The sequence below is a fragment of the Gemella haemolysans genome (assembly GCF_901873445.1).
GTDB lineage: Bacteria > Bacillota > Bacilli > Staphylococcales > Gemellaceae > Gemella > Gemella haemolysans_C.
Map to the genome: position 1 here is coordinate 1 of NZ_CABFLN010000041.1, position 11,919 is coordinate 11,919.

13 protein-coding genes and 1 pseudogene are annotated in these 11,919 nt (G+C 31.0%); 12 read left to right on the forward strand and 2 right to left on the reverse strand.

Annotation, left to right across the window (positions count from 1 at the left end):
• The first annotated feature begins 77 nt into the window (after window positions 1-77).
• The 11 genes from secE to JX287_RS05685 all read left to right on the forward strand — a co-directional run bounded on the left by secE (window position 78) and on the right by JX287_RS05685 (window position 8,586).
• Window positions 78-251, forward strand: coding sequence for a preprotein translocase subunit SecE (gene secE, locus JX287_RS05635; RefSeq protein ID WP_048801934.1), 174 nt, complete (start codon window positions 78-80; stop codon window positions 249-251).
• An 11-nt stretch (window positions 252-262) separates the two neighbouring features.
• Entirely contained in the window at window positions 263-808 is a 546-nt protein-coding gene (gene nusG, locus JX287_RS05640) for a transcription termination/antitermination protein NusG (protein WP_003144927.1), read from the forward strand.
• A gap of 37 nt (window positions 809-845) precedes the next feature.
• A complete protein-coding gene (locus tag JX287_RS05645) occupies window positions 846-1,703 on the forward strand; it encodes a DegV family protein (RefSeq protein WP_204643419.1) in 858 nt (285 codons plus the stop codon).
• Window positions 1,704-1,728: 25 nt separating this feature from the next.
• A complete protein-coding gene (gene gloA / locus JX287_RS05650) occupies window positions 1,729-2,112 on the forward strand; it encodes a lactoylglutathione lyase (protein ID WP_204643421.1) in 384 nt (127 codons plus the stop codon).
• Window positions 2,113-2,245: 133 nt separating this feature from the next.
• Window positions 2,246-2,710, forward strand: a complete 465-nt coding sequence (gene rimP, locus JX287_RS05655) for a ribosome maturation factor RimP (RefSeq protein WP_204643423.1) — start codon at window positions 2,246-2,248, stop codon at window positions 2,708-2,710.
• 20 nt (window positions 2,711-2,730) lie between these two features.
• A complete protein-coding gene (gene nusA, locus JX287_RS05660) occupies window positions 2,731-3,762 on the forward strand; it encodes a transcription termination factor NusA (protein ID WP_204643425.1) in 1,032 nt (343 codons plus the stop codon).
• Window positions 3,763-3,775: 13 nt separating this feature from the next.
• Window positions 3,776-4,063 (forward strand): RNase P modulator RnpM, encoded by a 288-nt coding sequence (gene rnpM, locus JX287_RS05665; RefSeq protein ID WP_204643427.1) that lies wholly within the window; start codon window positions 3,776-3,778, stop codon window positions 4,061-4,063.
• Complete coding sequence (locus JX287_RS05670; RefSeq protein WP_204643429.1) at window positions 4,063-4,374, forward strand: L7Ae/L30e/S12e/Gadd45 family ribosomal protein; 312 nt, start codon at window positions 4,063-4,065, stop codon at window positions 4,372-4,374. Before rnpM ends, JX287_RS05670 begins: the two co-directional genes overlap by 1 nt.
• Window positions 4,374-6,428, forward strand: a complete 2,055-nt coding sequence (gene infB, locus JX287_RS05675; RefSeq protein ID WP_204643431.1) for a translation initiation factor IF-2 — start codon at window positions 4,374-4,376, stop codon at window positions 6,426-6,428. Before JX287_RS05670 ends, infB begins: the two co-directional genes overlap by 1 nt.
• A gap of 12 nt (window positions 6,429-6,440) precedes the next feature.
• Window positions 6,441-6,800 (forward strand): 30S ribosome-binding factor RbfA, encoded by a 360-nt coding sequence (gene rbfA / locus JX287_RS05680; protein ID WP_048801943.1) that lies wholly within the window; start codon window positions 6,441-6,443, stop codon window positions 6,798-6,800.
• 187 nt (window positions 6,801-6,987) lie between these two features.
• Entirely contained in the window at window positions 6,988-8,586 is a 1,599-nt protein-coding gene (locus JX287_RS05685) for an ABC-F family ATP-binding cassette domain-containing protein (protein WP_204643436.1), read from the forward strand.
• Between the two features lie 50 nt (window positions 8,587-8,636).
• On the opposite strand, the gene JX287_RS05690 is transcribed toward JX287_RS05685, so the two are convergent.
• Window positions 8,637-9,104, reverse strand: a complete 468-nt coding sequence (locus JX287_RS05690; RefSeq protein WP_204643438.1) for a GAF domain-containing protein — start codon at window positions 9,102-9,104, stop codon at window positions 8,637-8,639.
• A 302-nt stretch (window positions 9,105-9,406) separates the two neighbouring features.
• On the opposite strand from JX287_RS05690, the gene JX287_RS05695 reads away from it, so the two are divergent.
• Window positions 9,407-11,101, forward strand: a complete 1,695-nt coding sequence (locus JX287_RS05695) for a septation ring formation regulator EzrA (RefSeq protein WP_204643440.1) — start codon at window positions 9,407-9,409, stop codon at window positions 11,099-11,101.
• A gap of 78 nt (window positions 11,102-11,179) precedes the next feature.
• Here the strand turns inward: JX287_RS05695 and JX287_RS05700 are convergent.
• Window positions 11,180-11,491 (reverse strand): annotated as a pseudogene (locus JX287_RS05700) (YebC/PmpR family DNA-binding transcriptional regulator); the annotation flags it as partial.
• Between the last annotated feature and the right edge of the window lie 428 nt (window positions 11,492-11,919).

Here is an 11,919-nt window from a genome sequence, read left to right on the forward strand (position 1 = left end):
GACTTATATATTATACTATGTTATAATTTATAGAATGTAGAATAGTAAAGAAATTTATGTGGGAGGTTTGTAATTAGATGATAAGATTTTTGAAAAATGTTGTTGCCGAAATGCATAAGGTAAGCTGGCCAACATTTAGTGAACTTGTTAGAAAAACATTGATTGTTATTGTTGTAGTTGGAATATTAATGTTATTTAGCTACGTAGTTGATTTAGGAATAACTGCTGGAATTAGACATTTCAGTAGATAAGAGAGGTTATTATGAGTGATACAGTAAGCAAAGAATGGTATGTAATTCATACTTATTCTGGTTATGAAAACAAAGTTAAAGATAATATTGAAAAAAGAGTTGAGTCTCTTGGAATGGAAGATAAGATTTTTAGAATCGTTGTTCCAGAAGAAAAAGAAACTATCTTAACTCCAACTGGAAAGAAAAAAGAAGTAAATAGAAAAACATTCCCAGGTTATGTACTTGTTGAATTAGTAATGACTGATGATTCTTGGTTTGTTGTTAGAAATACTCCTGGCGTAACTGGATTTGTTGGATCTCATGGTGGAGGTTCAAAACCAAGTCCATTATTACCAGAAGAAATTAACTTTATTTTACAACAAATGGGATTATCAAATGTTGTTGATATTGATATTGAGGTTGGTGATTATGTTCGTGTAATCTCTGGACCGTTCGTAGACATGGAAGGTAAAGTTGTAAACTTAGATCTTCACAATTATAAAGCTGACGTTATGATTGAACTTATGGGTAGAGAGACTAAGGTTGAGCTTGAACTTTATAATATCGAAAAATTCTAAGAAAGGAAAAGCTATCTTTAAGGTAGTCGGATAGAATGTGGAAAAGATTGCAATAATTATGGATTCAACTGCATATTTATCAGAAGATTTGAAAAAAGAACTGGATATTCGTACTGTTTATTTAAATCTTATTATTGATAATAATTCATATAAAGAAGTTATTGATATGCCACTTGATAAATATCATGAATACTTAAAAGATCCTAACAATAGCTTCCCTACAACATCACAACCAGCGATTGGAGAAGTTGTAGCTTGCTTAGAAAAATTAAAAGAAGAAGGATATACTGACGTAATTGCTATTGCACTATCAAGTGGAATAAGTGGAACATATTCATCATATTCTGTAGCTGGATTAATGATCGATGGATTAAATGTACATCCTTTCGATTCTGAAGTTTCTTGTAGACCTGAAGGATATTATGCGATTAAGGCAGCAAAACTAATTAAAGAAGGTAAAACTTCTAGTGAAATCATTTCAGCTTTAAATGAAATGAAAAAAGTGTCTGATGCGTATTTTATGGCAGATGATTTATCTCACCTTCAACGTAGTGGACGTTTAAGTGGAGCACAAGCTGTAGTAGGAAGTTTACTTCAAGTCAAACCATTACTACACTTTGACGATAAGGTGATAGTACCTTTCCAAAAAATTCGTACGTATAAAAAAGTTGTATCAAGAATGTATGAATTATTTGATGAATATTATAAACAACATGAAGGAGAACACATCACTGTGTGTGTTCTGCATGTTGATGCATTAGACAAGGCTGAAGAAATTAAGAAATATGTTGAGGAAAATTATTCGAATGTAACTGTTGATATAGATGGGATAAGTCCAGTTATCTCTACACATCTTGGATTAGGAGCAGTTGCAATTGGATGGACAATTTTATAATAAAAAATTTTAAGAGGTGAAAAAAATGGTTCAAACTATGGCACATACTTGCTACCGTGTAGCAGATTTAAAAGAATCAGTTAAATTTTATACTGAGGCATTTGACTTTGAAGTAAATCGTGAAAGAGATTTTCCTGAATACAAGTTCACGTTAGTATATCTAACATTACCTGGATCAAACTATGAGTTAGAATTAACTTATAACTATGATCACGGTGCTTATGAACTAGGGGATGGATATGGTCACATTGCTATCTCTGTTGAAGATTTAGAAGCATTATACGAAAAACACAAGGCGGCTGGATACGATGTAACAGATCTTAAAGGTCTTCCAGGATTCCCGCCAAGCTACTACTTCATTAAAGATCCAGATGGATACAAAATTGAAGTGATTCGTACTAAGATGTAGTTATCATTTGATTTTTTTAAAATCATATGATATAATGTATTTACATTGAAATAAATTACCGAAAGGGTGGTGAATTTTGAAAGGTTCTCCGCTCTTTTATATTGCAATAAAAACTAAGAAAGAGGTGTGCTGTATGGGTATTGTAGATAAAGTTAAAGCAATAGCAACAAAGCAGGTAGAAAATACGGAATTTTCTCTTTATGACGTTGAATACGTTAAAGAAGGAACAGAATTTTTCTTACGTATTTACTTCGATAAAGATGGTGGACTTACACTTGATGATTGTGTATTATTAAGTGAGAAGTTAGCAGAAGAGCTAGATAAAGAAGATTTTATCAGTGATAAATATTATCTAGAGGTTTCTTCACCAGGTATTGAAAGAAATCTTAGAAATCTTGAAGAAATAACTAATTCCGTAGGTAAACACGTTTATATTAAAACATATGAAAAGGTTGATAATCAAAAAGAGTTTTATGGTGATATACTAGCTGTTGAGGGTGAAGAAATTACTGTTGAATATAAAGATAAAGCAAGAGTAAAAAAATCAACGATTAACTATAGTAAAATCGCTAAAATTAGATTAGCTGTTAAATTTTAATTATTAAAGGAGAAAGAAAGATGAGCAAGGATTTGCTTAAAGCTATTAAATTAATTGAACAAGAAAAAGGAATTGCAGAAGATATTCTAGTAGAAGCTATTGAGTTAGCTTTATTATCAGCTTATAAAAAGAATTTCAATGCTGCAAAAAATGTAAGAGTAGATTTCAACAGAGCAACAGGTGACTATAAATTTATTATAAGAAAAGATGTTGTTGAAGAAGTTTATGATGATAGAATTGAGTTTGCACTTGAAGATGCATTAAAAATTAATCCTGCATATGAAGTTGGAGATATTTATGAAGTTGTTGACTTACCAAGTGACTTTGGTCGTGTTGGTGCTCAAGCGGCTAAACAAGCTTTATTACAAAGACTTCGTGAAGCTGAAAAAGAAATTCTTTATAAAGAATACATTGAGCATGAAGGAGAAATTTTATCTGGAACTGTAGATAGAATTGACTCTAGATATGTTTATGTAAAACTTGGTAAAATTGAAGCTATTTTAGGTGAAAATGAGAGAGTTAAAGGAGAAACATATGTTCCTCAAACTCCTATCAAAGTGTATATTGCTAAAGTTGATAACCCAACTCGTGGAAGTAAACCACACGTACTAGCATCTAGATCACATCCTGAATTCATTAGAAGATTGTTCGAAATCGAAGTTCCTGAAATTTATAGTGGAACAGTAGAAATTAAGAGTGTATCACGTGAAGCAGGTGAAAGAACTAAATTAGCAGTTTATGCTGAAGATAAAAATATCGATCCTGTTGGTGCATGTGTAGGTAATAAAGGTGATCGTGTTAACCGTATTGTAGAAGAATTAAACGGTGAAAAAATTGATATTATCACTTGGGACGCTGATCCAGTTAAATTCATTACTAACGCGTTAGCACCAGCAAAAGTTGAAGAAATTAATATTGACGAAGAAGAAAAAATTGCTAATGTTAGAGTAAAAGATGATCAACTTTCTCTAGCAATTGGTAAAAAAGGTCAAAACGTTCGACTTGCTGCTAAATTAACTGGTTGGAAAATCGATATAAAAGCTGCTGAATAGTGAGGTGTTGACTGTGAAAAAAAGAAAAATACCAACAAGAAAATGCATTTTAACAAATGAGATGTTTCCGAAGAAAGATTTATTACGAATCGTTAAAAATAAAGAAGGAGAAATCTCTGTTGACCCTACAGGTAAACAAGCAGGTCGTGGTGCGTATGTAGTTTCAGATTTAGAAGTTATTAAAGCTGCACAAGAAAAGAAACAATTAGAGAAGTTTTTCTCTACATCACCAGAAGTTATGGAACCTATCTATAACGAAGTAATTAGATTAATTTATAGAAAGTCAATTCCACAAAAATAATGATAAAAGCATATAATTTATTAGGTTTAATGCAAAGAGCAGGTAAACTTATTACAGGTGAAGATTTAATCACAAAAAATTTAAAAAATAATAAAATCAAATTGTTAGTTATTGCTGAAGATTGCGGTGTGAATACTAAAAAGAAATTAACAGACAAGGCTAATTTCTACAATGTTCAATGTATCGAATTTTCAACGATTGAAAATATAAGCATAGCGATTGGAAGAGATAATCGTGTAGCTGTTGGAATAACTGATGATGGATTTATAAAAAAATTCAAACAATTATTAGAAGAAGGAGGAAAACAGTAATGAAAAAAGTCAGAATTTATGAGTACGCTAAAGAAGTAGGAAAACAATCAAAAGACCTTATTACAGTTTTAAAAGATGCTAATATTGAAGTATCTAATCACATGTCAATGTTAACAGAAGAGGGGTTAGCTAAGCTGGATAGTGTTTTCAAAAAACAAGAAAAAACTACAGAAAATGAACAATCTTCAAATAATGAAGGCAAAAAGAATAAGAAGAAAAAAGTAAAAAAAGAGAAAGTTAAAAAATCTCAAAAACAACAACCAGCTATTATCGAAGCACCATCTGAAGAAACTATCTCAGAAGATACTATTTTAGTTAAAGATGGAATGACTGTTGGGGAACTATCTGAAGTTCTAAATGTAGGTTCGACTGAACTTATTAAAAAATTATTTATGGAACTAAAAATTATGGCGAATATTAACCAGTCTCTTACTTTAGAGCAAATCGAGTTAATCGCTATGGATTATGGTAAAGAAATCCAAGAAGAAGTTGAGATTAATAAGGAAGACTTAGATCTTTACTTCGAAGTTGAAGATGCAGATAAGGATCTTAAAGAACGTGCTCCGATCGTTACAATTATGGGACACGTTGACCACGGTAAAACAACATTACTAGATACTATCAGAAATTCACGTGTTACAGCCGGTGAAGCAGGTGGTATCACACAACACATTGGGGCTTATCAAGTACGTGCTAAAGATAAGAAGATTACTTTCTTGGATACACCAGGTCACGCAGCCTTCACAACAATGCGTGCACGTGGAGCTAAAATTACCGATGTAACTATCTTAGTAGTAGCAGCAGACGATGGTGTAATGCCTCAAACTATTGAAGCTATTAACCACGCTAAAGCAGCTGATGTACCTATTATTGTTGCGGTAAACAAAATGGATAAACCTCAAGCAAACCCAGATAGAGTTATGAATGAATTAGTAGAATACGGACTAATCTCAGAAGAGTGGGGTGGAGATACAATCTTCGTACCAATCTCAGCTCTTAAAGGTGAAGGTATTGATGAATTATTAGAAAATATCTTATTAGTAACTGAAATGCAAGAGTTAAAAGCAAATCCGAATCGCTTAGCTTTAGGTACAGTTATTGAAGCGAAACTTGATAAAGGTCGTGGAGCGGTAGCTACATTACTAGTACAAAATGGTAGTCTAAATGTCGGTGATCCACTTGTTGTTGGTAATACATTTGGACGTGTTCGTGCTATGATCAATGACCGTAGCAAAAATATCCAAACGGCTAAACCATCTACTCCTGTAGAGATTACTGGTTTACAAGATGTTCCTAATGCAGGAGATCGTTTCGTAGTATTTGGTGATGAAAAAACAGCTCGTCAAATCGGTGAAAAACGTCAACAACAATATATTGAAACTACTCGTCAAGCTAACTCAGCTGTATCATTAGACACATTATTCGAGCAAATGAAACAAGGGGAAATGAAAGACCTTAACATTATCATTAAAGCAGACGTTCAAGGTTCTGTTGAAGCATTAGCTATGTCATTAGCTAAAATTGATGTTGAAGGTGTTAACGTACGTATTATCCATACTGGAGTTGGAGCGATTAACGAATCAGATATTACACTTGCAGTAGCATCAAACGCTGTAGTAATTGGATTCAATGTACGTCCTGATAACAATGCAAAACAAATGGCTCAAACTGAGCAAGTAGATATTCGTCTACACAGTATTATCTACAAAGTTATTGAAGAAATTGAAGCTGCGATGACAGGATTATTAGATCCAGAATTCGTAGAAAAAGTTATCGGTCTTGCAGAAGTACGTCAAGTGTATAAAGTATCTAAAATTGGTACAATTGCAGGTGCTTATGTAACTGAAGGTAAAGTATCACGTGATGGTAAAGTACGTGTAATTCGTGATAGTGTAGTAATTTACGAAGGTGAAATTGATACATTAAGAAGATTTAAAGATGATGTTAAAGAAGTACAAAGCGGTTATGAATGTGGTATGACTGTAGAAAACTTCAATGATATTAAAGAAGGAGATGTCTTCGAAGTATACATCATGGAAGAAGTTAAAAAATAGGAGGCAAACTTTATGTCAGAACTAAGAGTTAACAGACTTGCAGAACAAATTAAAAAAGAAATTACTTATGTTTTAGCAACAAAAGTAAAAAATCATGATCTAGGATTTGTTACTGTAACAGAAGTTGCTTTGACAGGAGATTATTCTCAAGCAAAAGTATTCTACACTGTTTTAGGTGGAGAACGTGAAAAAGAAAAAACAAAAGAAGCGTTTAAAAAAATTAAAGGTTTCGTAAAAAGTGAAGTTGCTAAAAAAATTAAAATTAGAAAATTTCCAGAACTTATTTTCCAATATGACACTACAGCTGAATATGCGTTACACATTGAAAGCTTAATAGCTAGTGTTAGTAAAAAGGAAAAAGACGAAGAATAATAATTAGTATAAAGGAGCGACTCGTTAAATATAGTTTATAAGAATTGTATTTACTGGGTCGCCCCAGTATAGTTAATTGGTTATGAATATTAGTATTTATAATTCTCAACTATATTAAGTGAGGAAACTTTGAATCATATATTCGTATTCAAGGTATTTAGTAAAATAGAATTTAAAGGAGAAAAGAATGTTACAAGTAACAAATTTAGGTTTACGTTTTGCAGATAGAAAGTTATTTGAAGATGTAAATATAAAATTTACAAATGGTAACTGCTACGGTTTAATCGGAGCTAATGGAGCAGGTAAAACTACATTTTTAAAATTATTATCTGGTGAGTTAGATTCACAACAAGGTCACGTTTCTTTAGGAAAAGGTGAACGTCTTGCAGTACTTCGTCAAAACCACTTTGCTTATGAAGAAAATAGAGTTATCGATGTTGTAATGATGGGACATGAGCGCCTTTGGGATGTTATGAACCGTAAAAATGAAATTTACATGAAAGATCCATTTACTGAAGAAGATGGAATCATTGCAGCTGAACTTGAAGGTGAGTTTGCTGAAATGGATGGATGGACTGCAGAAAGTGATGCGGCTCAACTTCTTGAAGGTTTAGGAATTTCTGTAGAGTTTCACGATATGTTAATGGGAGAGTTAGATAATGCTATTAAGGTTAAAGTTCTTTTAGCACAAGCATTATTCGGTAATCCAGATGTACTTCTACTGGATGAGCCTACCAACGGTCTTGATATTAGTGCAATTAAGTGGTTAGAAGAGTTCTTAATTAACTTTGAGAACACTGTTATTGTAGTCAGCCACGACCGTCACTTCTTAAATAACATCTGTACACACATTTGCGACTTAGATTTTGGTAAAATTCAACTTTATGTTGGTAACTATGACTTCTGGTATCAATCTAGTCAACTTGCTAGAAGAATGGCAGAAGATAACAACAAGAAAAAAGAAGAGAAAATTAAAGAATTACAAGAATTTATCGCACGATTCTCTGCGAATGCTTCTAAATCTAAACAAGCAACAAGTAGAAAGAAAATGCTTGATAAAATTACTCTTGACGATATTAAACCAAGTAGCCGTCGTTATCCATATGTTCGTTTCACACCAGATCGCGAAATTGGAAATGACTTACTTATCGTTGAAGGTGTAAGCAAAACTGTAGAAGGTAAAGAAGTATTAAGTAATGTAAGCTTCACTGTGAACCCTAATGATAAAGTTATCTTACTTGGGGATGAAGTAGCTAAAACTACATTACTAAAAATTCTTGCTGGTGAAATGGAACCAGATAGTGGTACTGTTAAATGGGGTATTACAACTTCTAGAAGTTATATGCCAAAAGATAACTCTGAATACTTTGAAGGATTAAAACTTTCATTAGTAGAATGGCTTCGTCAATATGCTTCTCCTGAAGAGGAAAGTGAAGCATACTTACGTTCATTCTTAGGAAGAATGTTATTCTCTGGTGAAGAAGCACTTAAACGTGCACACGTATTATCAGGGGGAGAAAAAATGCGTTGTATGTTATCTAAGATGATGTTATCGAAAGCTAACGTTATTCTGTTAGATGAACCTACAAACCACCTTGACTTAGAATCTATTACAGCTGTCAATGAAGGTATTATTGCTTTCAAAGGTTCTGTGTTCTTTACATCTCATGACTATGAGTTTATTCAAACAATTGCTAATAGAGTAATTGAATTAACACCTGAAGGTGCAATTAACAAAGAGATGGACTACGAAAATTACCTAAGATTCAAAGGTATTATAGACTAATAAAAAATAAGGAGATATACTGATTTGGTATATCTCCTTTAATACTTTTATTAAAAATTAATTTTTTCAAAAACTTGTTTAGTTACTTCACTGAAAGCTTCTACTTCTTCTTTAGAGAATCTATTGAATTCAATTGAATCAATATCTAGTAAAGCTACTACTTTATCATTTTGAATAATGGGTACTACTAGCTCACTATTAGTGGCACTATCACAAGCAATATGCCCGGGAAACTTGTGAACATCTTTGACATAAATAGTTTCACGAGTTGTGTAACAATGACCACATACACCCTTAGTAAATGGTATACGAGTACATGCTACCTTACCTTGGAATGGACCTAAAACTAAGTTGTTATTTATTTCATCTAGTAGGTAAAAGCCAACCCAGTTAGTATTAGGTAAGTATTCTTTATATAATGCTGATAGATTTGATAGATTAGTTACTAGATTTTCTTCTCCATAAACTAATGCTGTCGCTTGTTCGATAAATAATTGTTTATTTTCTACTATATTCATAAAACACCTCTTTTAAAGACTTTATTATATTTTCGCATAATAGGTAAAAAAAATAAAGTAATAAGTGTGTTGGGTATTTAAAAATGATTTTTATATTGTTTAAAACTGAAAAGATTTTAATTAGATTTTCATAAGAATATAAATAGATAAAAATATTTAGTTATTTGTTTGATAAAAAATTGAAAAAAATTTAAAAAAATGATTGAAATACTTTGTTTTTTACGATAAAAATGGTATAATTTTGTTAGGTTATTGTATTAATAAACGTAAATAATTAAATAATAAATTCAGGGGGAAGATATATGACATATATATTTTTATTTGTGTGTATCCTTGTTCTTGGAGGAGTAGTAGCACTATTCGTCTTCAGAAATAGGAAAAAACAAGATTTATACCCTCTTTTAGTTATGAAAGATGAGCTAGAGAGAGAAACACTATCTGATGATTTGAAAAAAGTAAAAGCGCTAGAAATTGCTGGTAAAGCTGAAAAACTTTATTCTCAATGGGAAAGCGAATGGTACGAAATTCAAAGCATCGATATTGAAGAACTTGACAGAGATCTTTATAGTGCAGAAACTTATATTGATAAATTTAATTTCAAACGTGCTGATGAAGTAATTATGAATAGTGGTGAATTAATTGCTAATATCAAAGATAGAATTGCTGGAATTAGAAGAGAAATTAAAGAATTAAAAGAAGTTGAACCTAGAAATAGAGAACTATATGAAGAAATCGTAGTTGAGTATAAAGAGCTTAATAGAGAACTATTGGCTAAACGTCATCAATACGGGGCTGCAGCAGAACAATTTGAACAAAGTATCAAAGAAATTGCACCACAGCTTGATGATTTCAAACTTTTAACATCAACTGGTAAATACCTTGAAGCTCAAGAAAAAATTAATTCTGTTAAAGAATTAATAGATGATCTTAAAGAAAGAATGGAAGTTTTACCTGATCTGTTAAAAGAAATTGAAAAAACTTGTCCAGCTCAAATTCAGTCATTAAGACTAAAAGTTGAGGAAATGGAGAAAAAAGGATTTAAACTTAATCACTTAGAAATTTCAAGTAAAATTGAAAGTAGTGTATGGCAACTTAGCGATGCACGTGAAAAAGTTAAATCTGGTGATATAGATTTAATAGAAAACATTCTTGATGGTATCTATGATGTTATCGATGAAGTTTCTAATGATCTAAAAAAAGAACTTGATTATAAAAAATATATTGAGGAAAATTATAGAGAAATCACTAATAAACTTGAATTACAAGATAAACTAAATGAAGCTTTATATAACAATATTCAAGAAATCAAAAATAGATACCAAATCTATCAAAAAGATGAAGAAATGGTCGCTAACTATTATGATGAACTTAGTGATTTACTTGATGTTAAACATGATATCGATGTATATATTAATAATCAACCAAAATTAAACTATAAAGACTTAAAAGAAAAAGTAGAACTATTAGGTCAAGGATTAGAAAAAATCGAAGAAGATCAAACGAATTATTCTAGATACTTAACAAGTCTACGTGAAGAAGAAGGTCACTCTCGTGAAAAACTTATCTTCATCAATCAAGAAAAAGAAGTTATTAAACGTAAGTTAGATAATTCAAGAGTGCCAGGATTTAGCGATAGATTTATCGTATTATACAAAGATGTTACGGATAGCTATAAATACGCCATAGAGGAACTTAAAAAAGAACCAATTAACATTGATTTGTTAAAACGTGCTGTTGCTGAGGCAGAAGAATCATTAGATATCTACGCATCAGAAGTTAATAACATTCTTACTGATATTGAACTAATTGAAAAACTAATTCGTTATGCGAACAGATACAGAAAAGATAATATTGAATTCCATCAACAATTAACTGTTGCTGAGCAATATTATAGAGAATATCGTTATAACAAAACTCTAGAAATTATTAGAAATTCTCTAGACAAAGTTGAGCCAGGTGCATACGAAAGAATAAGAAATTCAGTAAAACCAAGATAATAAAGAAACCCTAGTTTTAGGGTTGTATACTAAATCCGGGGCATGGAAAAAATTCCAGTCCCGGATTTCAATTTTTAGGTTAACGTTGTTTGTTAGTGTGTCAATAATAACCATAGTGCCACTAACACCAAACCCCTCATAACGAAGCTCGTCATAATTTTCTTCACTTCCACCTTTTGCTTTTTCAATAGCACGGTCAATAATATTTTTCGGTACTCTATAAGTTTTTGCTCTCTCAAGTACAACTTTTAAATTTCTGTTACTCTCTGGATCAGCCACACCATTTTTAGCTGCTTGATAAATCTCACGTCCAAACTTCGCATAAATTTTACTTGTGTTTGCATCTTTTGCTGCTTTTTTTTCTTTAATATTGTTCCATGTACGACCCAGCTCTTATCATCCTTTTCTTTTTTAATGTATCCCCTTTTATATTACATTATTTTCATTTTTTTCAATAAAAAGAAACATTTATTATGCATTTCATTTTCGTTTTATGTTCGTTTATGTTTTTTTAGCAAAATAAATTATAAAGTTTTGATAAACTAAATGAAATTTTTTATTAAATTTTTAATAATTATTTGTGAAAAAATAAATTGTTTATCATTTAGTGTTGGTATTAAATATATAAAATTTATTTATATAAAACTAAAAGTAAACATTTAAAAATATTTTGAGTGAAAATCCTTTTTTAAAATTTAAAAAAGATTTGAAAGCGTCTGTTTACTTTAGTATTATATTAAAATAATTTTTTAGCCTACACTAAATATTTTTTTAAAAATTTTTAAAAATCGCTTGACATATATATATATATATATAAT